At 41.6% G+C, this 25,087-nt stretch carries 21 protein-coding genes and 2 tRNA genes; 17 read left to right on the forward strand and 6 right to left on the reverse strand.

The features are described 5' to 3' along the window. Nucleotides 1-2 precede the first annotated feature (2 nt). The gene (locus tag BP74_RS07600) at nt 3-1,067 is read right to left on the reverse strand and encodes a glycosyltransferase family 4 protein (protein WP_496372695.1); all 1,065 of its coding nucleotides are present in this window, start codon (nt 1,065-1,067) and stop codon (nt 3-5) included. 157 nt (nt 1,068-1,224) lie between these two features. Between BP74_RS07600 and BP74_RS07605 the strand changes: the two genes are divergently transcribed. The 4 genes from BP74_RS07605 (at nt 1,225) to BP74_RS07620 (ending at nt 5,601) form a co-directional block, all read left to right on the forward strand. Next, nucleotides 1,225-2,283: a glycosyltransferase family 4 protein gene (locus BP74_RS07605; protein ID WP_496372697.1), complete on the forward strand. Its 1,059-nt coding sequence runs from the start codon at nt 1,225-1,227 to the stop codon at nt 2,281-2,283. Between the two features lie 12 nt (nt 2,284-2,295). Beyond that, the gene (locus BP74_RS07610) at nt 2,296-4,140 is read left to right on the forward strand and encodes an ABC transporter ATP-binding protein (protein ID WP_496372699.1); all 1,845 of its coding nucleotides are present in this window, start codon (nt 2,296-2,298) and stop codon (nt 4,138-4,140) included. Between the two features lie 44 nt (nt 4,141-4,184). After that, the gene (locus BP74_RS07615; protein ID WP_496372701.1) at nt 4,185-4,661 is read left to right on the forward strand and encodes a DUF6585 family protein; all 477 of its coding nucleotides are present in this window, start codon (nt 4,185-4,187) and stop codon (nt 4,659-4,661) included. Between the two features lie 82 nt (nt 4,662-4,743). Continuing rightward, a complete protein-coding gene (locus BP74_RS07620; RefSeq protein ID WP_496372703.1) occupies nt 4,744-5,601 on the forward strand; it encodes a prolyl oligopeptidase family serine peptidase in 858 nt (285 codons plus the stop codon). Between the two features lie 207 nt (nt 5,602-5,808). Here the strand turns inward: BP74_RS07620 and BP74_RS07625 are convergent, their stop codons facing one another. Next, nucleotides 5,809-6,411: a hypothetical protein gene (locus BP74_RS07625; protein ID WP_496372705.1), complete on the reverse strand. Its 603-nt coding sequence runs from the start codon at nt 6,409-6,411 to the stop codon at nt 5,809-5,811. 459 nt (nt 6,412-6,870) lie between these two features. Between BP74_RS07625 and BP74_RS07630 the strand changes: the two genes are divergently transcribed. The 5 genes from BP74_RS07630 (at nt 6,871) to BP74_RS07650 (ending at nt 11,543) form a co-directional block, all read left to right on the forward strand. Next, nucleotides 6,871-8,136 (forward strand): replication-associated recombination protein A, encoded by a 1,266-nt coding sequence (locus tag BP74_RS07630; RefSeq protein WP_496372707.1) that lies wholly within the window; start codon nt 6,871-6,873, stop codon nt 8,134-8,136. A 55-nt stretch (nt 8,137-8,191) separates the two neighbouring features. Further along, the gene (locus tag BP74_RS07635; RefSeq protein ID WP_496372709.1) at nt 8,192-9,547 is read left to right on the forward strand and encodes a M28 family metallopeptidase; all 1,356 of its coding nucleotides are present in this window, start codon (nt 8,192-8,194) and stop codon (nt 9,545-9,547) included. Nucleotides 9,548-9,556: 9 nt separating this feature from the next. Next, the gene (locus BP74_RS07640) at nt 9,557-10,003 is read left to right on the forward strand and encodes a GNAT family N-acetyltransferase (RefSeq protein ID WP_496372711.1); all 447 of its coding nucleotides are present in this window, start codon (nt 9,557-9,559) and stop codon (nt 10,001-10,003) included. A gap of 180 nt (nt 10,004-10,183) precedes the next feature. Further along, nucleotides 10,184-11,167 (forward strand): hypothetical protein, encoded by a 984-nt coding sequence (locus BP74_RS07645; RefSeq protein WP_496372713.1) that lies wholly within the window; start codon nt 10,184-10,186, stop codon nt 11,165-11,167. 10 nt (nt 11,168-11,177) lie between these two features. Beyond that, nucleotides 11,178-11,543, forward strand: coding sequence for a T9SS type A sorting domain-containing protein (locus tag BP74_RS07650; protein ID WP_496372715.1), 366 nt, complete (start codon nt 11,178-11,180; stop codon nt 11,541-11,543). 339 nt (nt 11,544-11,882) lie between these two features. Here the strand turns inward: BP74_RS07650 and uvrA are convergent, their stop codons facing one another. Then, nucleotides 11,883-14,771 (reverse strand): excinuclease ABC subunit UvrA, encoded by a 2,889-nt coding sequence (gene uvrA / locus BP74_RS07655; protein WP_496372717.1) that lies wholly within the window; start codon nt 14,769-14,771, stop codon nt 11,883-11,885. 164 nt (nt 14,772-14,935) lie between these two features. Between uvrA and BP74_RS07660 the strand changes: the two genes are divergently transcribed. The 7 genes from BP74_RS07660 (at nt 14,936) to BP74_RS07690 (ending at nt 20,652) form a co-directional block, all read left to right on the forward strand. Then, nucleotides 14,936-15,535 carry a hypothetical protein gene (locus tag BP74_RS07660; RefSeq protein WP_496372719.1) on the forward strand — a complete coding sequence of 200 codons (600 nt, stop codon included), beginning with the start codon at nt 14,936-14,938 and terminating at the stop codon, nt 15,533-15,535. A gap of 181 nt (nt 15,536-15,716) precedes the next feature. Then, the gene (locus BP74_RS07665; RefSeq protein WP_496372721.1) at nt 15,717-16,388 is read left to right on the forward strand and encodes a YiaD family glycine zipper/OmpA-like lipoprotein; all 672 of its coding nucleotides are present in this window, start codon (nt 15,717-15,719) and stop codon (nt 16,386-16,388) included. Between the two features lie 26 nt (nt 16,389-16,414). Beyond that, on the forward strand, nt 16,415-17,068 hold the full coding sequence (locus BP74_RS07670; RefSeq protein WP_496372723.1) for a porin family protein: 654 nt from the start codon (nt 16,415-16,417) through the stop codon (nt 17,066-17,068). A 101-nt stretch (nt 17,069-17,169) separates the two neighbouring features. After that, nucleotides 17,170-17,826 (forward strand): phosphatase PAP2 family protein, encoded by a 657-nt coding sequence (locus BP74_RS07675; RefSeq protein ID WP_496372725.1) that lies wholly within the window; start codon nt 17,170-17,172, stop codon nt 17,824-17,826. A 78-nt stretch (nt 17,827-17,904) separates the two neighbouring features. Then, nucleotides 17,905-18,483 (forward strand): GDP-mannose pyrophosphatase NudK, encoded by a 579-nt coding sequence (gene nudK / locus BP74_RS07680; protein ID WP_496372727.1) that lies wholly within the window; start codon nt 17,905-17,907, stop codon nt 18,481-18,483. A 128-nt stretch (nt 18,484-18,611) separates the two neighbouring features. Beyond that, nucleotides 18,612-19,646: an LLM class flavin-dependent oxidoreductase gene (locus BP74_RS07685; RefSeq protein ID WP_496372729.1), complete on the forward strand. Its 1,035-nt coding sequence runs from the start codon at nt 18,612-18,614 to the stop codon at nt 19,644-19,646. A gap of 319 nt (nt 19,647-19,965) precedes the next feature. Then, nucleotides 19,966-20,652, forward strand: a complete 687-nt coding sequence (locus BP74_RS07690; RefSeq protein WP_496372731.1) for a hypothetical protein — start codon at nt 19,966-19,968, stop codon at nt 20,650-20,652. 687 nt (nt 20,653-21,339) lie between these two features. On the opposite strand, the gene BP74_RS07695 is transcribed toward BP74_RS07690, so the two are convergent. From BP74_RS07695 to dnaA, 3 genes are all read right to left on the reverse strand, one after another. Next, nucleotides 21,340-21,413 (reverse strand) — tRNA-Pro (locus BP74_RS07695). 7 nt (nt 21,414-21,420) lie between these two features. Further along, a tRNA-Ser gene (locus tag BP74_RS07700) sits at nt 21,421-21,511 on the reverse strand. Nucleotides 21,512-21,649: 138 nt separating this feature from the next. Beyond that, complete coding sequence (gene dnaA / locus BP74_RS07705; protein WP_496372733.1) at nt 21,650-23,083, reverse strand: chromosomal replication initiator protein DnaA; 1,434 nt, start codon at nt 23,081-23,083, stop codon at nt 21,650-21,652. A 350-nt stretch (nt 23,084-23,433) separates the two neighbouring features. Here dnaA and BP74_RS07710 point away from each other — a divergent pair, with 350 nt between their 5' ends. Continuing rightward, nucleotides 23,434-25,002, forward strand: a complete 1,569-nt coding sequence (locus BP74_RS07710) for an NAD(P)/FAD-dependent oxidoreductase (protein ID WP_496372735.1) — start codon at nt 23,434-23,436, stop codon at nt 25,000-25,002. Nucleotides 25,003-25,087: the final 85 nt, after the last annotated feature.

The following is a 25,087-nucleotide window of genomic DNA, read 5'->3' on the forward strand; positions in this document are numbered from 1 at the left end:
TTTTATAATAGCGTGTAATAAACATCAAGGTATTGCTTAGCCTTTACCTTCCAGTTAAAATTTGTACTTCTTTCCTTTATCTTTTGTGCGAGACCGTTTTTATGAAAATATTGCAGGCCTTCATACAGAACCTCGGTCATATGCTCGGCTTCAAAGCTTTTAAAATAAAAAGCGGCATCGCCTCCTATTTCTGGCAATGAGGTCAGGTAAGAAAGAAACAATGGCTTGCCAAAGGACATAGCCTCCACCACAGGGGCGCCAAATCCTTCTGCCAGGGAGGGATGAACATAGGCTGTACAATTTTCCAGGTACCATGCTTTTTCCCCTTCACTTACCGGTCCTAAAATATGTATCCTGTCTTTCATTCCCAGTTCTTCAGCTTTCTGCTGTATGTCCTGTATATAATCTCCTTCGGCCAGCCGCCCGGCAATAACCAATTCAAAATGATTGGCCGCCATCATCGGCATGAGCGTATGAAAATTCTTCTTACGATTCACATCCCCCATTGCGAAAAGAAAAGGCCTTGCGGGCTTATAGGACGCAGGTCCCAGCACAGGAAGTCCTACGGCATGGGTACCATTATGAATAACATATACAGGCTTATTACCTACATCACAATATTTTAAAACATCGGACTTGCAAAACTCCGATATGCACACTATGGCATTACTGCGGTCAATCAGTTTTTGTGTATGGGCCACACTCCTGTCCTGAACCTCTTTGGGAAGATCTTCGTGCATGGCATTCAGGTCATGGATGGTCAGTAAAACTTTTACAGATGAGTTATTATAGGGAAGGATTCTTCCTGATTGAAACGGCGCATGCCATAATTTACAACCCCACAGGAATGGCCGGAAAAATTTATGGCTCTTCCTTTCTTTGATAACCAATCGTTGATCCTCAAAACAATGTGCCTGCGATGGAGGTACATAAAATTTCATGAGCTCTTCACCTTCTGCAGCCAACAAATCATTGACATAATTGCCAAGGTTCAGGCAATAATGAAAGAGCCCGGTATTCGGAAACTTCATCAGGTCACAATCCAGGATAATTTTATTCATCCACATGAAGAACAATTAAAGCTTAATAAAATTAAATAACAACAGCTGTCGAAAAAATAATATCTAACTCCATGCACTAAACGAAGCTCTGCAATAATTACAGGTATAAATTTTGTTCTGAAAAATGGCTATTGCTAACCTGGCTTCCCAAAACTTTTACGTTATGATGCAAATTGTATTTGATTGTGAAAGGATGAAATACACTAATACAGGATTGTTCAGCTATTGCCTGCACCTGGGGTTAAAGCTGAAAGAACATAGCAATCCCTTCCAGGAACAGATCAGTTTTTTTACCCCCTCGCAATTACTTGGGATCTTTGGAATTGATGCCAAATACATAGCACAACATTCGCTACAAAAATTCTTTATGCCTTCTCTTAATAGGTATAGTGTATGGCACAGCACATACCAGGGTAGTCATTACCTGCCCATGCGCAATAAAAATATCAAAGTGATCCTGACCATACACGATCTGAATTTTCTTTATGAGGAACAAAAATCAGAACAAAAGAAAAGGTCTTATGTGCAGGCCTTGCAAAATAATATTGACAGAAGCTCTGCTATAATTTGCATTTCAGAATATTGCAGGAATGATGTTGTCAATCATTGCGAACTGAACAACAGGCCAGTATATGTAATTCATAATGGTACCAACATATTGGAATCGCCCTTGCTACTCCGTACTTCCTACCAGCCACGTAAAAAGTTTCTGTTTTCTATTGGCACCGTTAACCGCAAAAAGAACTTTCATGTATTACTTCCTTTACTGGAGCGCAATAATGATATGGAACTGCTGATAGCCGGCAAGCCGGATGACCCCGACTATGTGGAATACATAAATTACTCTGCCCTAAAAATGGGAATTGAAGAAAACGTCAGGGTTTTGGGCGCCATTTCAGAACCCGAAAAATCATGGTACTATCAAAACTGTTATGCTTTTACCTTTCCTTCGTTGGCCGAAGGCTTTGGACTACCTGTAGCAGAGGCTATGTCTGTAGGCAAACCTGTATTTCTTTCCAACCGGACGGCCTTACCTGAAATTGGAAGAGACGTTGCTTTTTATTTCCCGGATTTTGATGGCGAAGGCATGCAAAAAATTTTCCATGATGGCATGCAGCAATATACACGCCTGCACATGTCAGAAGTAATTAAAAAGCGTAGTTGTGATTTTTGCTGGAACAAGGCCGCCAGGGAGTACATTAATATTTACCATTCTGTATAAATTCCTTATCCCATGAAGATATACCGCCGCCTGCTAGCCTATGCCAAACCTTACAGGAAGTTCATTCTTCCATTTTTTATATTCACGCTTATAGCGGTATTCTTTAGCATCTTCCAGTTTGCACTGATCATTCCCTTGCTTAATTTTCTTTTTGATAATGAAACTTCAGCTAATGCACAGAAGTATGCTCATGCACCTGCATTTTCTTTGTCCGGTGATTTTTTTAAAACCTTTTTCTATTACCAGGTGTACCGGCTCAAAACAATCAACCCACGCTATGCACTTTATCTTATTGCATCACTGATAGTGGTAGCGGTAATTTTGACCAATGTCTTCCGTTACCTGGCCCAACGATGCCTGGTCAATACAAGGACCTTATTGGTAAAAAGAATTCGAGAGGCCATTTTTAGTAAGGTTAACCACCTGCACATGGGTTATTTCACCAAAGAACATAAAGGAGACCTTTTATCCCGAATGAATTCTGATGTGTTTGAAATTGAAGCAGTAGCATGCAATTCTATTGAAGTAATGTTCAAGGAACCCTATGTGATGATCGGTTATTTTATTGCATTGTTTACGATCTCATTCAAACTCACGCTATTTACATTAGTGATCATTCCCATTTCAGCTATCGCCATTGCTTCTGTAACACGAAAGCTACGAAAGGAGGCAACAGACGCACAGGCATCTATTGGAAGATTACTTACCATCATTGATGAGACTTTAATGGGCATGCGTATTATACGAGCTTTCAATGCCACAAAATTTGTAGTTGACAGGTTTAGCAAGGAGAATGATTTTTATAGAAGAGCCAGCCTGCAGGGATTTAATAAAAGAGAACTGGCACCAGCTTTCTCAGAAGCTTCAGGCGTTTTTGTGGTAGCCTGCATCCTGGTCTTTGGAGGAAGTCTTGTACTCAAGAACCAGGCTACTGGCACGGGCTTACAGGCCAGTGCCTTCATTGCATTCATTGCGATCTTCTCCCAGGTCATCAGGCCGGCCAAATCAATGGTAGTGGCCTTAGCCAATATCCAGCGCGGAGAGGCTGCGGGAAGGCGGATCATTGAAGTGCTGGATACACCGGTCGAAGTTGATGACCTGCCCGGTGCTACACCACTGGAATCATTTAAAGAATCCATTGAATTTGATGACGTATGCTTTTCCTATAATGATCAACCAGTGCTTGAAAATATCAGCTTTACCATTGAAAAAGGAAAGACAGTTGCATTGGTGGGACCATCGGGTGTAGGCAAATCCACTATTGCAGACCTTATACCCAGGTTTTATGATGTAAAGGCAGGACAGGTACTTGTAGATGGAAAAGATGTGCGCCAATACACCATGGAATCCTTGCGCAGCCATATGAGCTTTGTTACCCAGGAGATTATTCTTTTCAATGACACTGTTTTCAATAATATAGCCCTCGGCAAGCCGGATGCGAGCATGGAAGAAGTAATAAGAGCTGCCTCTATTGCCAATGCCCATGATTTTATTATGCATACAGAAGATGGATACCAGACAATTATCGGGGACAGGGGCATCCGCTTATCGGGTGGGCAGCGCCAGCGGTTGAGCATAGCAAGGGCTGTGTTTAAAGATCCGTCTATACTTATACTGGATGAAGCCACATCGGCATTGGATACAGAATCAGAAAAACTGGTGCAGGATGCCTTAAATAAGTTAATGGCCGGAAGAACAACCCTTGTTATTGCGCATAGGCTGAGCACCATTAAAGAAGCTGATGAGATCATAGTGTTGCACGATGGAAAGATTGTAGAAAGAGGAAACCATTACGATCTGATAGCAATAGAAGAAAGCACTTACAGGCGGCTGACCTCATTACAAAAAATCGCCTGACCGGAGTATTTTTTGTAAATTATATGAGCATATAATCTTAGAAAATGGTTGCAGCAGGAACAAGGCATTTCTATCCCCGTAAATGGCCGGCCTTTACGCCGTTGTTGATGGCTGTTATACTATTTTTGTTTTACAGCCCTCAAAATAAAGATGCCACGCTTGCCATTATTTGTATTGTACTGATTATTTCTTCCATTTATATTCTCTTGCTGCGTTCCAGGAAAGAACTGATCATAAACGAGGATGGCATAACCTGCAAAACCTGGTTCAATAAAGATCATATTAACTGGAAAGACCTTTCAAAGACCTATATCCGCTACTGGCATCATGGTAAGGCAGCGAGATCATTTTGGTATTTTGAAGCTTATAACGGGGACAAACTGCGGTTTCCTTTGCATCAATATCCACGCAAAGAATTACAGTCTATAGCCAATACGGTCCTGGGCAAACGCAAGAATGCCATTGCAGATGATTGGGTCATAGCTATAGCAAGGGGTAACTTTCCCTGGTATACATTTTAATATTTAGCAAACAGGGACATTCCAATATTCCTAACACTTACTTCACAATTGCCTCATGTGAATTCACTATTTTCATTGAACTGTGTATAGAATAAAGAACATACTTGTTATTGTAAGTTTTACTTTCCTTTTTTCCTGTAAGAAGGAAACTGAAAACATTGTCAAGGTCCTGCCTGCTCAAACATTGACTGACCAGTCTTATGGTACTGATGCAGCACAAAAAATGGATATCTATCTGCCGGCAGGCAGAAGCAGCGACACCACAAAATTGATCATAATGATACATGGTGGCGCCTGGGTGACAGGTGATAAAAGAGATTTCGCCATCTTTATTCCGATAATACAGCAACGGCTACCTTCCTATGCCATTGCAAACATTAATTACAGGCTGGCAACAAATACATCCAATCATTTCCCTTCACAGGAAAATGATATGAAGGCAGCCATTAATTTTTTGCTTCAACAATCAGGCAATTATGCGATTTCACAAAAAATAGTGTTGCTGGGCGCAAGCTCAGGCGCCCACCTTGCCACCTTGCAGGCATATAAATATGCAGAACCAAAGATCAGTGCTGTAGTTGATTTCTTCGGACCTGTGGATATGGCCGCACTATACAATTCCACCACAATTCCCTTTAATCGTTCTATAATTGAAGGATTAATGAATGGTACTCCAACCAGTAATCCTTTATTATTTCAACAGTCAAGTCCTTTGAATTTTGTTACTAACCAATCATCGCCCACTATTATTTTTCATGGAGATAAAGATGAAGTGGTTCCTGTTGCACAATCGATAGCACTGAAAGATAAGTTGCAAAGCCTTGGGGTCACCAATCAATTGTTCATCTATCCCAACCAGGGACATGATATCTGGCCAGATCCCATAATGACCGATGCTTTTAATAAAACTGAAGCGTTTATTAAGAGTAATGTGAAGTGAAGTTGATAAAGAAAGGTTGAAAAGTTGACAAGTTGACAAGTTGACAAGGAGGATTCCATAACCCTGAATGCGTTTTGTCGAATTTAATGAGAGTAACTAAAAACTCTCTGCAACCATGTCAATTGTTTGACCTAAAGTATGACTACAAATAATAGTTCTGCCCAGACCTAACGAACCAGAAACGAAAAACTAAAAACCAGAAACTGCTCAAGCAGCATGTTTAAGCAAAAACAGTGGTACCTGGTAATCCGGTGGAAAATCTCCCTCAAACCTCACCTTCCAGTCATAATCATTCATGTATAGCTCCATGAACTCCTTGTCATCATCACTTAAGGGTGCCTGAACTTTAATATCCAGCTTGTTCTTCAGCTTCTTTGGCTTTTCTTGCTTTGGTTCTTTGAGCCTTTGATCCAGTTCCTGTTCAAAAGAAGAGAGCAAAAGGATAAACTGCTCCCGGGTAAGAGAGATACGCTGTTGCTCTTCCAGGAAATGGTACAGGGCAGTAAGTACTTCTCCTTTAGCCATTCCCTGCTTCAAACAAACAATGGCTATGGTCCTTACCTGTTTAAACAACTGCCTGTACCTTCTTTTAACCGGTACAAAGCGGTAGATGATGGAAGACATGATATTGCCTGTACCAAACCTCTCTGCGCTTCTGCGGCTTCCTTCAAAGGCAGGATCACTCCAGAAGCGCTTTGAGTCCACTCCAGGAAGCAGTCTTACCAGGTAGCCCCATTCAGGGTCATAATAAAAGTTCACGTTATCATCCACTGTACCTATTGCCTTGATGTAGCCAACTTGCTTAGCCATATGATATTGGTTTTATAACTGCAAGTTTTTGAAAATCCCTCTCAGTTCAAAACCACCCTGTCCGTTTTGGCCGTTTTTGGCCGATTTGACCGATTTTGTCCGCTTTTGGCCGCTAAGGAAGGTTGAAATGTTGACAGGTTAACAAGTTGAAAAGGAACAGCCATCCTGGTAAACAACGTTATAAATAATGGATCTCCAACCTAAATACTTCAACATTCGACATTCCTTGTTCTATTGTTCTGCGGTTCTTCTTGCTCTTTATCATATAGCAAAAGCCTATCATCTCCCTACCTACGCTATACTTAGTGCGTGATGATCACGCAGTATCTATACCTCAGATATAGCGTAAGTAGGGAGTTGATAGGTAGAAGCCTGGAAGGAAATGGTTATAAAATTGAAATCAATCAGAATCAGATGATGGATTGCCATCATACAAGCATTTCTTCGGTAATTTGACGTATGAATGCAACACCTCTGGCTGAGCGTATGCGGCCCAGGCAGCTTGACGATCTTGTGGGCCAGGAACACCTGACAGGAAAGGGCAGTATTTTACGGACGGCCATAGAACATGGTAAGATCCCCTCGATGATCTTATGGGGTCCGCCTGGCACTGGCAAGACCACTATAGCCCATATCATAGCTAATACACTCAATGTACCCTACATTCAACTAAGTGCTATTAGTTCGGGGGTAAAGGATGTGCGGGATGCAATAGCACAGGCTAAACTTAGCACGGGTACCATTTTGTTCATAGACGAGATCCACCGGTTTAATAAGGGGCAGCAGGATGCCTTATTAGGGGCCGTGGAGAAAGGAACGATCACGTTGATAGGCGCTACTACGGAAAATCCTTCATTTGAAGTGAACAGTGCCTTGTTGAGCCGTTGCCAGGTATATGTGTTGAAGCCTTTGGGTGAAGAGGATCTGAATGGTCTTTTGAAAGAAGCTATTCAAAAAGACGAATGGCTGAAGACGAAAAATATTGAACTGAAAGAAACAGAGGCGTTACTTACCATTTCAGGTGGAGATGCACGCAAACTTTTAAACCTTCTGGAACTTGTAGTGGATGCGCTATCAGGTAAAAAACAAATTGTGATCACTGATGAACAGGTGATGAACATTGCCCAACAACGCATTGCCCTGTACGATAAAAGCGGGGAACAGCATTATGATATTATTTCCGCCTTTATCAAATCGATGAGGGGTTCTGATCCCAATGGAGCTATATACTGGCTGGCACGCATGATAGAAGGTGGGGAAGATGTAAAATTCATTGCACGGCGCATGGTGATCTTTGCCAGTGAGGATATTGGCAACGCCAATCCAACGGCCATTGTATTGGCCCACTCCTGCTTTGAGGCTGTAAATAAGATCGGCTATCCTGAATCAAGGATCATACTGGCGCAATGTGCTACCTATCTTGCTGCTTCCCATAAAAGCAATGCATCCTATATGGCCATTGAGGAGGCACTGGATAAGGTTCGCAATGAAGGTGACCTGCCTGTTCCACTTCACATCAGGAATGCACCCACGGGATTAATGAAGAAAATGGGTTATGGCAAGAACTATAAATATGCACACAGCTATGAAGGGAATTTTGCTGACCAGGAATTTCTTCCGGATGCATTAAAGGGGACAGTTTTTTATGATCCGGGTAAGAATCCAAGGGAAGAAGAGCTACGCAAATTCCTGCGCAGTCTCTGGAAAGACAAATACAATTATTGACCCGGGTTGAACATTTATATAATAGTTTAGCAGCTTTCAAATCATTCAGCACCTCATGAAAAAATCATTCTTCATACTCCTTTTTGCAATTGTGGGATCAGCACAGATCTCATTTTCTCAAACCATTATTCGCCGCGACCCCGAAATAGAACAAATGGTGAAAGAAATATCTGCCGATAGCCTGAAGTCTTACATTCTTAAGATGGTAACCTTTGAAACCCGTAGCACACTGAGTGCTACAAAGGATAAAAGGAAAGGAATCGGTGCTGCGCGTGAATGGGTGGTCAAGCGCTTTAATGAATTTGCAATGAATAGTGGCGGAAGAATGAATGCATTCCTTGATACGACCATTATACCCTCGGATGGCAAACGTGTGGATGTGGCCACCCATCTTGGAAATGCCATGGCTATATTAAAAGGAACAGATACAACCGATAACAGGATCTATTTGATCAGCGGGCACCTTGATAGCAGGGTTACTGATGTAATGAACCGCACGGACCAGGCGCCGGGGGCCAATGATGATGGCAGTGGAGTAGCGGCAGTAATGGAATGCGCCCGCATCATGAGCAAGCATAGTTTTCCGGCTACCATCATTTTTTTAGCGGTAAGTGGAGAAGAACAAGGTTTATTGGGGTCTGGCTATTTAGCAGATAAAGCAAAAAAAGAAAACTGGAATATTGATGCAATGCTGAACAATGATATTGTAGGCAGCAACAACAGTAATGAAACAAACATTATTGAAAATACGAAGCTGCGTGTTTTCAGTGAAGCATTTGCCACTACGGATACAGGAAGAATCGCTCAGAACATTAGGAATCTTGGATTGGAAAATGATGGCAGGTCTCGCCAACTGGCTCGGTATGTAAAAGAGACAGGCGAACGATATGTGGACAACCTGCAGGTGGTGATGATCTACCGCAATGACCGCTTTCTGCGGGGAGGAGATCATACTCCGTTTGTACAAAAAGGTTTTGCCGCTGTGCGCCTGACGGAAATGAATGAAAATTATAATCACCAGCACCAGGACCTTCGCACTGAAAAGGGAATCATTTATGGTGATCTTCCGCAGTTCATGGATTTTGAATACCTCAGGAAAAATACAGGAGTAAACTTATCTACCCTGGCTAACCTGGCAAAAGCGCCATCTATGCCACAGGAAGTGAAGGTGGATGTTCGTAACCTCACCAATTCAACTACACTGAGTTGGAAGGCACCAAAAGCCGGGCATGCAAAAGGGTACTATATATTGATGCGTGAAACCACATCACCTGTATGGCAAAAAAAGATCTATACAGAAGACACAACAGCCACAATACCCTATTCCAAAGACAATTATTTTTTTGCAGTGCAATCGGTAAGCGAAAGTGGAAATGAAAGCCTTCCTGTAGTTCCTACTGTTGGTCGTTAAATTTGCTGTATGTCAACAGAATGGTTGCTAAAAAAATTTGAAGCATTAACTCCATTTGAACTTTATTCCATACTGCAACTACGTAATGAAGTATTCGTAGTAGAACAAAATTGCGTGTTCCAGGATGCAGATGATAAAGACCAGGCATCCTGGCATTTTATGGGCATCCAGGATCATAAGTTAGTTGCCTATACACGCCTGGTGCCGCCAGGCATTAGTTATGAAGAGCCTTCCATAGGAAGAGTGGTGACCTCACCTATTGTTCGGGGCACTGGCATAGGCAAAGAACTGATGCAGCATTCTATTGATGAATGTTATCGTCTTTTTGGCAACCAAGCTATTAAGATCGGGGCACAGTATTACCTCAAACAATTTTATGGGTCCCTTGGTTTTGAGCAGGTGAGCGATATCTATCTTGAAGATGGGATTGAACATATCTATATGGTGAAACCATAAAAAAGCTTTCTTAGTCCTAAATAGATAAACTACTACTGTTTAATTAGTAGTTCTACTATCACCCTTTAGGGTTTCCTCTTGATTATTGATATTTCTTTACTATACACTTGCTCATTATAAATCATGTACATACTTTAGCCATGTTATCCAAATCCTTGTTAAAACCAAAAACCCAATTCTATGAGAACAAATGTACCAGGCGTACGTACACTAGTACTCATTCTCGCGTTAACCCTTTCTACTTTACGAAGTTTCTCCCAATCCATATCTACCGGTAACGGTAAGGTCGAAATAGGCTTAGGAATAGGCCCATTGATATTCCTTGGAGATCTTGGCGGTAACTATGGAAAAGGAACCCGGTTTGTGAAAGATCTGAACTTCTCCACTATTAACCTTGCAAAAGGAATTTTTGTAAATGTTTACCCTACCGAGTGGCTGGGTTTTCGTGTAGCCATTAACCAGGGTCGCCTGGAAGGTTATGATAGCATCATCCACAATAAAGGGGGCGATGAATATTTCCGTGAAAAGCGTAACCTGCAGTTCCAGTCACCTCTTTGGGAAGCTTATGGAGCATTAGAAATATATCCAACCGTATTCATGGAGCGTTATGATGGATTGCAGGGAAAGTTGCGGCCTTATGGTGTGATAGGCTTTGGAGCATTTAAATTCAATCCCAAAGGAAAATATTATGATCCATTTGGAAGAGCGACATGGGTAGATCTTAAACCCTTAAGACTAGAAGGCCAGGGAATGGCTGAATATCCTGACAGAAAAGAATACAAACTGATGTCCTGGGAAATTCCTATCGGGGCAGGTTTCAAATATTATGTAAGGGATAATTTTTATGTAGGTATGGAAATCATGCACCGCAAATCATTTACTGATTACGTGGATGACGTAAGCACCACCTACATTGACAATGCTTTGTTTGCCAATTACCTTACACCAGAGCAGGCAGCAATGGCCAACCAGTTATATTTCCGTGAAGGATTTAAACCCGGAGGTTCATCTAACCGCGTTCCACCCGATGGCGAACAACGTGGTAATCCAAAACAAAATGACAGTTTCTTTTCAACGATATTAAAGTTGGGCTGGAGATTGAATGATTACAATTCTCCTAACGGAAGAGCAGCAAGACAAATGCGTTGTCCTTCATTCTATTAATACTGTGAACATGAAAAATAAAATCATACTAACTGCTTTACTTTTTGTTTGTTTTTCGGCAGCCAATGCCCAGGCAAGCAATTACTCTTACAACCTGAGCTCCACCAATGAGAGCAAGGCGAAGGATACTGACAAGAAGAATAATACTGTCAGCATAAGCCCCAATCCAAGTTATACAGGTGATATCAGCGTGACATCAAAGTCAGAACAGGTTTTGCACTTTTACATTTTTGACCTGGAAGGCACTTTGATCTACCAGACAGTATTGAAAAGTAAAGAGAAGAAGGCAATTAGCAGTCTGACAAAAGGCACATACATGTACAATGTGTTTGCCAATGATGAAAGCATTGAAGAAGGTAAATTACTTATCAAATAAAAACATTTCCAATAAGCGGCAGAGAGCTTAATAAAATGCAATATCGGTTGATGAAACCTAATCCGTTCCCTATATTCGTACGCTAAATTTTATTAACTACTTTCTGCCCTCCTTATTGGAACTTTTTCCACTTAGTTCTTTTTCTTGCCATAACTAAAACCCGTACATGCAGGGGGCTTGGTATAATCTTGTATCCGAATGAAAAAGCCACCAGCTCTTTTCAAGAGATTTGCTTAAATACCCTCTGCTGCTTTGGGTTCTTCATTTAAATTCACGAACAGCATTCGCTTCTTCTTGTCAACCAGTCAACTTTTTTCAACCAGTCAACTTCCGGAATGTTTATTTCAGTTCTTCTTTCAGAAACCTGGCCGTGTGGCTTTGCTTAATTTTCACCAGGTCTTCAGGCTTGCCCTCAAATAAAACCAAACCACCACCCTCTCCACCTTCAGGACCAATATCGATAATATGATCAGCTACCTTGATCACATCCATGTTATGCTCAATGACAAGGACAGTATTCCCACGGTCCACCAGTTTATTCAACACTTCAAGAAGATGATGAATATCCTCGAAGTGTAAACCTGTTGTTGGTTCATCCAAAATATAAAAGGTTTTACCCGTATCTCTTTTGGCCAATTCTGTAGCCAGCTTCACCCGCTGAGCCTCCCCCCCGCTGAGGGTAACTGCTGACTGACCCAGTGTGATATATCCCAGGCCGACATCTTCCAGTACTTTAATCTTCCGGTATATGAACGGAACGGCAGCAAAAAATTCAACAGCTTCTTCAACCGTCATATCCAGCACATCCGCTATTGATTTGCCTTTATACCGTATCTCCAGTGTTTCCCTGTTGTATCTTTTGCCATTACACTTTTCACAATGCACATATACATCGGGCAGGAAATTCATTTCAATTGTCCGCAATCCACTGCCTTCGCAAACTTCACATCGGCCGCTTTTTACATTGAAAGAAAAACGACCTGCAGTATATCCACGGATCTTGGCTTCGGGGATCGAAGCAAACAAGGTTCGTATCTCGGTAAAAAACCCACAATACGTAGCGGGGTTACTTCTTGGTGTGCGTCCAATAGGCGACTGATCAATTTCTATCACCTTGTCAATATTTTCCAGCCCTGTGATTTTTTTATATCCCAGCGCATTGAATTTGGAATTGTAACAATATTGCGATAGAAGCGGATAAAGCGTTTCATTGATCAGGCTTGATTTACCACTTCCACTCACACCCGAAACCACGATCATTTTACCCAATGGAAACTTTACGGAAACATTCTTCAGGTTATTTCCAATAGCTCCTTTTATTTCTATATTCTTTCCATTTCCCTTTCTTCTCTCAGTGGGTACAGCGATTTCTCTTTCGCCATTCAGGAAATGCGCTGTAAGCGTATCCTGTTTCAATACCGCCTGTGGAGTGCCCTGGGCCATAATACGGCCTCCATGGAAGCCGGCCTTAGGTCCAACATCAATCAAATGATCGGCAGCCAGCATAATGTCCTTATCGTGTTCTACGACTATCACACTGTTTCCAATATCCCGAAGGTTTTGAAGTGCCGTGATCAATCGGTGATTGTCTCTCTGGTGTAAACCAATAGAGGGTTCATCAAGCACATAGGTAATTCCCTGCAGTTGTGAACCGATCTGTGTTGCCAAACGAATACGTTGGGATTCACCACCACTTAGAGTTCTTGTTGGACGATTAAGGGAAAGATAAGTAAGACCAACATCCAGGAGGAATTGTAAACGCTCCCTGATTTCCTTAATGATCTCCCTGGCAATTATATTTTGCTTATTACTCAACCTTGATTCAATGCCTTCAAACCATTGTTGTAATTGAACCAGGTCCTTATTACTTAGTTCTGCAATATTCTTTTCATCAACCTTGAACCAAAGACTTTCTTTTTTCAGTCTTGTACCCCCGCAGGTGCTGCAGGTGGTCAATTCCATAAAGGCCTCAGCCCATCGTTGTATAGCCTCACTGGTACTGGTAGCAAACCAACGCTTTACCTGGTTGACCACTCCTTCAAAGTCTCCGCTGTACACATTCCCATCAATCTGTTCATCATCAAACTGAAGCTCCTCCCCTGTTATACCATCTTCCTTACCATAAAGAACCAGGTTGAGGGCTTTTTCAGGAAGATCCTTAATAGGTTTATCCAAACTGAATTTACTCTTCCTGGAAAGCGTTTGCACCTGCCTGAAAATATATGCTTCCCTCTCTCCCCCCAATGGCGCTATACCACCTTCATTGATGCTAAGGCTATCATCAGGAATGATCGCTTTCATGTCAACAGTATATACCTGTCCCAAACCTTTGCATGTTGGACATGCTCCGTAAGGAGAATTAAATGAAAATGAATTTGGTGAAGGTTCCTCGTAACTGATTCCTGTATCCTCGCACATCAACTGGCGGCTGTAGGCCGCTTCACCATATTTGGATAATGATGATCTCTGACCTTCTACCTCGTACATCACAAACATCAGGTCCTTGCCCAGGCGAAGAGAATCCTGCACACTCTGGCTAATACGTGTACGCATATCCTTTGTCACCTTCATCCGGTCTACCACCAATTCTATATCATGGATCTTATAACGGTCGACCTGCATCTTTGGAGTAAGGTCTTTCACCTCACCGTCCACCCTAACTTTCAGGAAGCCTTTCTTTCGAACCTCTTCAAACAATTCACGGTAATGACCTTTACGTCCACGTACTAATGGCGCCAGCAGCGTGATCTTATAACCATCAAATCTTTTATAGATATTATTCACTATTTCATCTTCGCTCCATCGCACCATTTTCTTTCCCGTGTTGTAGGAATAGGCATCACTGGCCCTGGCAAAAAGCAACCGGAGAAAATCATACACTTCTGTAACAGTGCCGACTGTAGAACGAGGATTCTTGTTAGTGGTTTTTTGTTCAATGGATATGACCGGAGATAGCCCGGTGATCTTATCAACATCGGGTCGTTCCATTTCACCAATGAACTGTCGTGCATAAGCGCCAAAGGTTTCCATGTACCGCCGCTGACCTTCCGCATATATAGTATCAAAAGCAAGTGATGATTTTCCACTTCCACTGATACCAGTAATTACCACCAGTTTATTTTTGGGAATAGAGATATCTACATTCTTCAGGTTGTGCTCCTTGGCACCAAATACTTCAATAAACTCTTCAGGCGTTTCACCATTTCCAGGCAACAAATTTTTTTTCATAATTAAAGCTCCACAGCTAAAAAGCGAAGATACGCTGCCCTTTTATTTTGCTAAAGAATTTAACAATCGGGCCTGAAATGGCAATTTATTTTCTGAATTTTTAAAATTTGGCACAGTATTACGTAAGTAGGGCGAAAACCTTTCCCAAATAAAAAGTTTTACGTATGAAAAACACCATTTTTCTATTTATTGCAGCACTGTTCATAACAGCTTCTGTTAATGCACAATCAACTGTAGATTCTATCAGAGCAAAGTATACGCTTCAGCCTATGCCTGAGGCATTAACACTTGAAAAAGCATTCCCTGTTCTTGGTACTTATCACCTTACAACCGATTCAACAACTACACTAACAGTTAGTATGGATTCAGCCAGCAAGGGTATGGTGTGGGTTGAAGGATTGCCACAGGGTAAGATCAAAGCTTTCCTGAAACAATCTCCTGCAACTTACAGGATCGTTGCACAAAAAACAGAAAGCGGTACAAGCGTGCCTGAAGGAACTTTAATATTTGATCCTTCTACCAATACATTAAATGTTGCCATTGGTAAGGCTTATAATGAAGCAAATCCAGGTGAGATATTTGGTGTTGCGGCTGATGCAGCAGCAACTGCAAATGCAGACATTGCCAATACCGGAACGCAAGTAAAAGTGAAAACAAAAACAAAGGATTCTAAATCTAAAGCCAAGGTTGTTTTTTATTCTGCAACGAAAGTTGACCAGAACACTACTACTACAGGTACATTGCAGCCTCAAGGCCAGCAATAATAACGAGATTCAAGATAGTCTTCTCGGTAAATAGGACAAGAGGTTGCTTCGGCAGCCTCTTTTCTTTTTATACCCCTTTCATCATTTATATGCGTTTTGAAATTGTTAACACAACTCTTAAAATTTTGCAAACGAACCAATTGGGTATGGAGTTTGGAAACTGCAAAGCAAATAAAACGCTATGAAGACAATTAAACTTTTGACAGTAACTATTGCATTGATGGGGCTTATTGCATCTGGTTGTAAATCCATGAACAAAACACAAAAAGGTGCGGTGATCGGAGCTGCGGGTGGAGGAGCAATTGGTGCAGTGATAGGAAAAGCAGCTGGCAATACAGCCATGGGTGCCATAATTGGGGCAGCAGTTGGTGGTGCAACCGGAGCAGTGATCGGGCATAAGATGGATAAGCAGGCAGAAGAAATGAAGAAGGTATTGGGAGATGCGGAAGTGAGACGTGTAGGGGAAGGTATTGTGATCGATTTTAAGGAGAAGGTATTATTTGGCTTCGACCGGTCAGACCTCGGAACCAATGCTGCCACTAATCTTGATAAACTGATCAATGTACTGAACAAATATCCTGACACTGATATCAAGGTGCTTGGTCATACAGATAATAAGGGTACTGATGCATACAACCTGGCACTTTCAGAACGTCGCGCCAATTCGGTATCCGGCTATTTAAGAAATCATGGTATTAACAGCGGTCGTATAAGTACAAAAGGAATGGGTGAAAATGATCCTATTGCAAGTAATGATACAGAAGATGGCCGGGCACAAAACCGCCGGGTAGAATTTGTGATCACAGCCAATGAAAAAATGAAGGCAGAAGCTAAAAAAGAAGCCGGAGAGTAATTAGTATAATCCTTAAACTATAGAATATGAAGAAACAAATGATCATTGCCGCTATTGCGGGAATCATGACAGGAACTGCCTATGGACAAAGCATGGTTAAAGAAACAGGACGCACCAGTTTTGGAATCCGGGCAGGTGTAAACTTTCAGAATATTAATGGAAAAGATGCAGCAGGCAATAGCCTGAAGAATGATCTTTTAACCGGCTTCAATGCTGGCGTGAATGCTGAAATACCATTGAGTTCAGGCTTCTACCTTCAACCTGGTGCCTTATACAGCACAAAAGGGGCTAAATGGAGCAATGGTAGTAAGGTGAAGCTATCTTACATAGAAGTGCCTGTAAACTTTGTTTATAAGCCTGTATTAGGTTCTGGTAATATGTTATTAGGATTTGGACCTTATGTAGGTTTTGGTGTTGCGGGAAAAGTGGTGCCGGCCAGTGGGAATTCGACAGATGTACAATTTAATAAGGACTACGATGCTACATCTGCTGCCCCTCAATTCAAACGTTTTGATGCTGGCGGAAACTTACTGGCAGGCTATGAGTTTGCCAACAACGTTTCTTTCCAGGTGAATGCCCAATTGGGTTTAGCAGACATTAATCCGAAGACAACTGCAACCAATGACAAGACCAAATTGAATAATACTGGTTTTGGCTTGTCGCTTGGTTACCGGTTTTAACATCCATCCATTCTATATCCACGAAACCGCTTTCCCTGAAAGCGGTTTTTTTATGTGCAATTTTTGAGGCCTATATCTTTGTCCTTCAAAATTGTCCTGTCTTGTTGAGAAGTCAAGCCTATTGGCATTATAGATTCGCTGCCGGTTTCAGCCTGTTCCTGGCTATTTTAATCAGTTTTTTTATTTCGGTTTATGGAAAGAACCACTCTTTCCTGATCATCAACCAATTTCATAATTCATCGTTTGATGTATTCTTTAAATACTATACCTACCTGGGAGATGGAATGATATGGCTACCCTTGCTGGCCTATGTGCTGGTATATAAAAAAGATTTTCTTTTTACTGTTATAGCTGCTTTCGTGATTTGCACACTATTAACCCAATTCTGTAAATGGGTGGTATTCGCCGATGCTATGCGCCCCATAGCCATATTAAAGCAACAGGCTCATACAGTTACCGGAGTGGAAGTACACAGCACCAGCAGCTTTCCATCAGGCCATACCAGTATTGCTTTTACCTATGCCCTGTTGATGGCCTTTCTATTGAAAAGAAAATTCTGGACGATCTTTTTTCCTTTGGTGGCATTTTTTGTAGGGTATTCCAGGGTTTACCTGGCGCAGCATTTTGTGACGGATGTCCTGGCAGGTATTGTAGTGGGGATGACCTCTTCATTCCTTGCCTTGTTATTGTATCAAAGATTTAAAGAACTAAAAAAGCAGAAGGAAGAAAAACAAAAGCAGGTGACAGAAGCCGTTTAATAAAGTATTGGAATGAATAAAAAGTCCAGGTATATCTCTGATTTATTTTCAAGATAAAACATTACAAACACCATAGTCATGATCAATGATATAAAGATCCTGCAGACAGATATATTGTCGGATAATTGGTATACCCTGAAGAAGGTAACTTACCAATATGTTAAGGCAAATGGGGAAAGAATGGTTCAAAGCCGGGAAGCCTATGACAGGGGGAATGGTGCTGTAATCCTACTTTATAATAAGGAAAACCGTACTGTCATACTTACAAGGCAGTTCCGGATACCTACCTATATTAATGGAAATAAAACAGGGATGCTGATAGAGGCCTGTGCAGGGTTGCTGGAAAAGGATGACCCTGAGGCCTGCATACTGCGGGAAACAGAAGAAGAAACAGGATATAAAGTTCATAATGTGCAGAAGGTTTTCGAAGCCTATATGTCACCAGGTTCTGTAACGGAGATCCTTTATTTCTTTGTCGCCCAATATACACCTATGATGAAAATTACAGAGGGAGGTGGCATGGAGCATGAAGAAGAAAATATAGAAGTATTGGAAATGAGTATTGATAGTGCTATTGGCAAGATGAAAAATGGGGAGATTAGGGATGCAAAGACTATCATGTTACTTCAATATGCACTTCTAAATAACTTATTCTAATGTCAAATAAATCTTCATGGATAGTAATGCAAGAAGATGTCGTGTTTTTTCCAGCAGTTATGATTTTTATGTCTTAAACAGGATGCAAGGTTGTCCAGAAAGTACCTTTGTTAATTAAATAAATAGGCATGGAACTGGGTATAGGCATGTTTGGCGATCAGCACATTAACAATAAAAGTGAAGTGCAGTCCACGCAGCAACGATTACAAGAGCTAATAGAAGAGATAAAATTGATGGACGAAGTGGGACTGGACTTTTTTGGTATAGGTGAACATCACCGTGCTGACTATGCCGTGTCAACACCCGAAATTATCCTGGCAGCAGCAGCAACAGTAACTAAACACATCAAGCTGGGTAGCGCTGTTGCCGTATTAAGTTCGTCTGACCCGGTGAGACTATATCAAAGCTATGCTACTATAGACCTGATCTCGGGAGGGCGTGCCGAACTAATGGTGGGAAGAGGCAGTTTCCTTGAGTCTTTTCCGCTGTATGGATATGACCTGAAAGATTATGATGCTTTATTTGAAGAAAAATTGAACCTGTTATTGCAGATTAATAATGAAGAAAGGGTAAACTGGAAAGGACAGTTCAGGCCTGCCCTTGTCAACCAGGAAATCTATCCCCGTCCTGTAGATAATCACCTTGATATTTGGGTAGCTGTGGGAGGAACCACGGAATCTGTTCTACGAGCCGGAAAGCATGGATTGCCTGTGATCTTTGCTATTATTGGTGGTAATCCTGCTCACTTCAAGCCCTTATTTGATTATTACAGGAAAGTGTATGAACATTTTGGCCATGAACCCCAGTCGCTCCGGGTGGGTGTTCATATGCATTCCTTTTTTGGAGAGAACAGCAAACAGGTTTCTGAAGCATATTATCCATTATACGCAGCTCAAATGGACCGTATTGGACGTGAGAGAGGGTGGCCATCCTACCAGTCGCAGCAATTTGAGTATGGACGGGGGCCGAAGGGTCATCTTTTGATCGGTAATGCTAATGAAGCCATTGATAAGATCCTGAAAATGGAGGAACTATTTGGCCTTACCCGCTTTTCTGCGCATATGGATGTAGGTGGGCCATCTCATTTGTCGCTGATGAAATCCATTGAGTTATTTGGAACTAAGATAGCGCCTAAGGTAAGAGAGGCATTAGCAAATAAATGAGCAAGATTAGCGTAATTTCATATAACTACACATCAATGATAAAGATTTGCATTTAAATCGAAAAAAGTAACGCAGCTATATCGCTTATCAATCTCATTAATCAATAGGTCCAGTGCCCATAAATGCTTTGTATCTTAAGCATCCTCTTGTTATACCAGAAGAAAATATGTAGTAAGGTGCAAGAAAGCAGGGAGCAAGTATACATGATGATCTCTATAAATCCTCTATAACACCTCTATAATATCTCTATAAGTATTTGAATAAAGGAATAATTTTTATAGTTTGGAAGTAGTTTTTGATTGATCTGCCAAACTAACATATGCCAGATAAAAAAAGGAAAGCAATACCTCCCTGTCCCGATCCTGATTTATACATTCTTTCGGAGCTGGAAGACCGGTATATCTGGAAAAGGAAAAGGGGGACAATTAAACCAGCGGTACTGAATGCTTCTTTGTCTAAGAATGCATCATTAACATCATCTACCAATAAAGCTGCAGGGCGCTTATTTGCCAGGCTGGCGCCTTATTTTGAAGGACTGGCCAAGGGGTGGGCCCAGGCGAGTATGGCAGGAATGCTGAAGAAGGCAATGAATGCCAGGGGGAAGATGGATTTTCATTTCCTGGAAGGGTTTGATTTTCAAAAAAAGCATCCACTGGAACAGCTGCTCCTTCAGCCTGTAAGTATAGTTATAAAAGATGGGGAGGTTGCGCTTACCCTACCTGTAGGCAGGCATGTTATCAAACGAAACAGCAGGCTTGTGAGTGGTTATTATTTTGAGGCTATATTGTTATCCGGAGATGCAAGCAAGGATCGTAGCATTATGATAGACAGTGAGGAATCGAAGTTGTATAATTTTAATGACACAGACCAATGCGTTTTGCATTTGAAGCTGCCGGCAAGAAAGGTGCCCTGGATGGTGATATTAAAGCTCAGTTGTATGGAAGGCAATGAACTGGCAGTGCATCCCAGGCATTATGGGATGAAGGTGGTTAGGGTTTCTGAGTAAAAGTTAATGAAATGAAGTCAGAGAGTTCTTAACCGGTAATTGTTATTTTCTGTCTGCATTTTATACAGTCTCCTAAAACCTTTGTCGCACCAGAGTGATCAAGTGCCCTTTTTCTTTTCTGTATATGTAAGCAAGCTAGAATAATATTAATAAAAAGTCCATTGTCGCTAAAATGTGGTGTACTTAAACAACAATGTCTCTGCATGTACTTCGAGTTCCGGGCCTTACAATGACAATGTAAGCACGGGTCTATTGTGTGTAAATAATCGGGCTGCGCCCGACCCGGATTTTTAAGATAATCGAAATAAAAAAGCCCACCGTCGCTAAAGCTATGGCGGACAATGACCCGCCTTCACTCTATCGAGCTTCAGAGGGCGTAGTCGGGAAGACAGGATTCGCTGCGCTGATCCTAAAATGGGGCGGCCTAAAACAAACAAAACCTCTGTCTGCACTTCGAGTATCCAGGGTTTTTTTGTTTTTCCGCCATCAACAAGCAAGCTTGCATGGCTCCAAAACAATAAAAGGATTAGCTGCGCTGATCCTAAAATGAGGTGTACTAAAACAAACAAAGCCTTTGCCTGCACTTCGAGCATCCAAGGGTTTTTTGTTTTTCCGTTTTTGCAAGCAAGCTTGCACCACTTCAAAACAAAAAACCCCTGGCTTTCGCCAGAGGCTCTGTTTGTTTTGTCGGGAAGACAGGATTCGAACCTGCGACCCCCTGGTCCCAAACCAGGTGCGCTACCGGCCTGCGCTACTTCCCGTGTCCAGCGGTGAGGGAGGGATTCGAACCCTCGGTAGAGCTTTAAGGCCCTACGACGGTTTAGCAAACCGTTGATTTCAGCCACTCATCCACCTCACCCTTTGCCCACAATTTCCCTCACCTCATTTGCAAGGGTTGCAAAAATAGGGATATCAAGGTAATTACTAAAAAAAATAAACCCCAAATTCTAAAAATATTGCTTCAGAATTTGGGGCCTATCTCAATAATATCAATCTATTACATAGCGGCTAACTGCACTTTTTGCTGTAACTCCATCACACTGTCGCGGAAGGTGCCATCGGTATCCATAAGATCCTTAACAGTCTGGCAGGAATGAATAACCGTTGTATGATCACGGCCTCCAAAATGCTCTCCAATTGTCTTTAATGAATTCTTGGTAAATGCCTTTGCCAGGTACATCGTGATCTGCCTTGCCTGCACGATCTCCCTCTTACGGGTCTTCTGCAATAGCTTATCATAAGGCACATCGAAATAATCACAAACCATTTTCTGAATGGTATCGATGGTAATCTCTTTACTGGATGTTTTTACAAAGTTTCGCAACACTTTTTTCGCAAGGTCTAGGTCAATTTCCCTTCGGTTAAGCGAAGATTGTGCCAATAAGGAGATCAGTGCTCCTTCCAGTTCGCGAATATTCGTGTTGATATTATAAGCTATATACTTTACTACTTCTTTGGGCATTTCCAACCCATCGTTCTTCATCTTCCTTTCCAATATCTCGATACGTGTATCGTAATCAGGCATTTGGATGTCTGCACTCAAACCCCACCTGAAGCGGCTCAATAATCTTTCCTGAACACCTTCCAGGTCTTTAGGAGATTTATCAGAGGTCAGTACCAGTTGCTTTCCTGATTGATGCAGGTGATTGAAAATGGCAAAGAAAGCATCCTGTGATTTTTCCGCCCTGTTGAAGAACTGCACATCATCAATGATCAATACATCTATTAACTGGTAGAAATGGATAAAATCATTAATGGCATTATTGCGGCTATGATCAACAAACTGGTTGATAAATTTTTCAGAGCTTACATACAGAACCACTTTATTGGGCTGCAATCTTTTCACCTCATTACCTATTGCCTGGGCAAGGTGTGTCTTCCCCAATCCCACTCCACCATAAATTACCAAAGGATTGAATGAATTGGCGCCGGGTTTTTCAGCTACAGTTTTACCGGCTCTGCGCGCTACCCTGTTGCTATCACCTTCTATATAAGACTCTAATGTATAATTTGGATTGAGTTGCGGGTCGATGTGCATTTTTTTCAACCCCGGAATAACAAAAGGATTTTTTACAGGCGTATTAATAACCAGCGGAAAGTCCATTTCATTATTGGTAAAAGATTTATAAGAATGACCTGCCATATCAACTGTTACCGGTTTATTCCTTGTGTTTCCACCATCTACCATTATACGGTACTCCAGGCGTGCATCTTTTCCTAACTCTCTTTTTAATGTTTTGGCCAACAGGTTCACATAATGCTCTTCCAGGTATTCATAAAAAAACTGGCTGGGCACCTGGATAATCAAAACATTTTCTTTCAGGATAACGGGTTGGATAGGTTCAAACCAGGTCTTAAAATGCTGCCATTCTACTATATCTTTTATGATAGATAAACAATTGGACCAAACTAGTTCTGCATTTTTCTCCATGTACGCCAAAGCAGTTTTTATATTGAGTTACAAATTTATTCAGATAGGTTTTTCACAGAGTGTGTAAAAAAAAATTTTTTTAGGACAGGAAAGCGAATATCTAAAAAAGCATGCGAAAAAAAAATTTTTATTCCTGAGAATTTTTACTACCTGAAGAAGAAGCCTATTTTTAAATTTTCCCCTGTTAATCTACGAACATTTTGGAGTATTGCAAGTATAAAAAGCGGAACTCTTCTTTTAACCTGACAAGAATCATTTTCCGAAAGGAAATTAGGAACTCATTGTGCTTAATTGCCAATCTCTTCCTCCATTTTTGCAGGGATATTTTTTTCGGGATAAAAACCTGACACATGCAACAAAAAGTTTCCTTAAAGCTCTTACCCTCAGAGGCTGCAGATGATCAACTCATAATGAAAGCCTTATCCTTATCCTCAGGTATACCCCAGGAAAGAATATCAGGGTTCATCATTCATAAGAGATCTATAGATGCACGGGGCAAGCAGCCATGGATCAATCTTTCCTTAACTTCTTTTATTGATGAACCCTACCATATAAGGGATCTTGTTCCATTAGAATTACAGGATGTTAAACAATCAAAAATTAAAGTAATAGTCATAGGTGCCGGACCTGCCGGACTGTTTTCGGCTATGCGATTGATTGAACATGGCATCAAACCTATTGTACTGGAAAGAGGCAAGGACGTTCGTGCCCGCCGCCGGGATCTTGCTGCCATTAATAAGGAAGGCGTTGTAAACCCTGAAAGCAATTATTGTTTTGGAGAAGGCGGCGCAGGTACCTACAGCGATGGCAAACTATATACCCGAAGCAATAAAAGAGGAGATATTAACCGCATCCTCAGTATGTTATTCCATTTTGGAGCATCTGATACCATATTATATGATGCACATCCACATATAGGAACGAACAAGCTTCCGCATATCATTACATCCATCAGGGAAAAAATAATTGCCTGTGGTGGAGAAGTTCTGTTTGAAAAAAAGGTTACTGATCTACATATAAAAGAAGGCAGCATTAAAGGTGTACAATGTAGTGACGGTGATAGCATTACAGGCGATGCGGTGGTTTTGGCAACAGGTCACTCAGCCCGTGATATCTTTGAGTTACTCCATGCCAGGAAAATCCTGATAGAATCAAAACCCTTTGCATTGGGGGTAAGGGTTGAACATCCCCAGGCCCTGATAGACTCTATTCAATACCATTGTCCTACACGCGGCGACTATTTACCTCCAGCGTCTTACAGCCTGGTGCAACAGGTCCAGGGTAAAGGCGTTTTTTCCTTTTGTATGTGTCCTGGTGGCATTATAGCCCCTGCTGCCACTAATGCCAACGAGATCGTTGTCAATGGCTGGTCGCCCTCCAAAAGAAATAATCCCTATGCCAATAGCGGGATCGTGGTAACGGTTGATGAAAGGAACATCGCTCCATTCAAAAATCATGGGCCTTTGGCAGCCATGTATTTTCAACAATCAGTTGAGCAGAAGGCATTTGAGATTGGCGGCGGCAAATTGGTTGCTCCCGCACAACGCATGGCAGACTTCACTAAAAATATCGTGTCATCCAATTTACCCGATTGCAGTTACCTGCCCGGAATTCACTCTGCCAACTTAAAAGAAGTACTGCCTCCATTTATATTTCAGTCTTTACAATCAGCTTTTATTGAATTCGGCAAAAAAATGAAAGGATACCTGACCAATGAAGCAGTAGTTGTGGCTACTGAATCCAGGACCTCATCACCTGTCCGGATTCCTCGTGAAGAGGAAAGCCTGGAGCATCCACAAATAAAAAGGCTCTTTCCCTGTGGGGAAGGTGCCGGGTATGCAGGGGGCATTGTCAGCGCCGCTATGGATGGCGAAAGAATAGCAGATCGCATTGCGGTGATCACCGGCCAATTAAAATAGCCTTGTTTATATATCAATACTTTCCTTTTATATGGACAATGAGCCTTTTGGTATAATTTTAAATCTCCCTGGTCATTGTCATTTT

Source organism: Flavisolibacter ginsengiterrae DSM 18136 (assembly GCF_059568575.1).

Excerpts from the sequence above, each read along its gene's own strand:
- BP74_RS07600 (WP_496372695.1), bottom strand. The coding sequence starts at position 1,067 with ATGTGGATGAATAAAATTATCCTGGATTGTGACCTGATGAAGTTTCCG.
- BP74_RS07605 (WP_496372697.1), top strand. The coding sequence starts at position 1,225 with ATGATGCAAATTGTATTTGATTGTGAAAGGATGAAATACACTAATACA.
- BP74_RS07610 (WP_496372699.1), top strand. The coding sequence starts at position 2,296 with ATGAAGATATACCGCCGCCTGCTAGCCTATGCCAAACCTTACAGGAAG.
- BP74_RS07615 (WP_496372701.1), top strand. The coding sequence starts at position 4,185 with ATGGTTGCAGCAGGAACAAGGCATTTCTATCCCCGTAAATGGCCGGCC.
- BP74_RS07625 (WP_496372705.1), bottom strand. The coding sequence starts at position 6,411 with ATGGCTAAGCAAGTTGGCTACATCAAGGCAATAGGTACAGTGGATGAT.
- BP74_RS07630 (WP_496372707.1), top strand. The coding sequence starts at position 6,871 with ATGAATGCAACACCTCTGGCTGAGCGTATGCGGCCCAGGCAGCTTGAC.
- BP74_RS07635 (WP_496372709.1), top strand. The coding sequence starts at position 8,192 with ATGAAAAAATCATTCTTCATACTCCTTTTTGCAATTGTGGGATCAGCA.
- BP74_RS07640 (WP_496372711.1), top strand. The coding sequence starts at position 9,557 with ATGTCAACAGAATGGTTGCTAAAAAAATTTGAAGCATTAACTCCATTT.
- BP74_RS07645 (WP_496372713.1), top strand. The coding sequence starts at position 10,184 with ATGAGAACAAATGTACCAGGCGTACGTACACTAGTACTCATTCTCGCG.
- BP74_RS07650 (WP_496372715.1), top strand. The coding sequence starts at position 11,178 with ATGAAAAATAAAATCATACTAACTGCTTTACTTTTTGTTTGTTTTTCG.
- uvrA (WP_496372717.1), bottom strand. The coding sequence starts at position 14,771 with ATGAAAAAAAATTTGTTGCCTGGAAATGGTGAAACGCCTGAAGAGTTT.
- BP74_RS07660 (WP_496372719.1), top strand. The coding sequence starts at position 14,936 with ATGAAAAACACCATTTTTCTATTTATTGCAGCACTGTTCATAACAGCT.
- BP74_RS07665 (WP_496372721.1), top strand. The coding sequence starts at position 15,717 with ATGAAGACAATTAAACTTTTGACAGTAACTATTGCATTGATGGGGCTT.
- BP74_RS07670 (WP_496372723.1), top strand. The coding sequence starts at position 16,415 with ATGAAGAAACAAATGATCATTGCCGCTATTGCGGGAATCATGACAGGA.
- nudK (WP_496372727.1), top strand. The coding sequence starts at position 17,905 with ATGATCAATGATATAAAGATCCTGCAGACAGATATATTGTCGGATAAT.
- BP74_RS07685 (WP_496372729.1), top strand. The coding sequence starts at position 18,612 with ATGGAACTGGGTATAGGCATGTTTGGCGATCAGCACATTAACAATAAA.
- BP74_RS07690 (WP_496372731.1), top strand. The coding sequence starts at position 19,966 with ATGCCAGATAAAAAAAGGAAAGCAATACCTCCCTGTCCCGATCCTGAT.
- dnaA (WP_496372733.1), bottom strand. The coding sequence starts at position 23,083 with ATGGAGAAAAATGCAGAACTAGTTTGGTCCAATTGTTTATCTATCATA.
- BP74_RS07710 (WP_496372735.1), top strand. The coding sequence starts at position 23,434 with ATGCAACAAAAAGTTTCCTTAAAGCTCTTACCCTCAGAGGCTGCAGAT.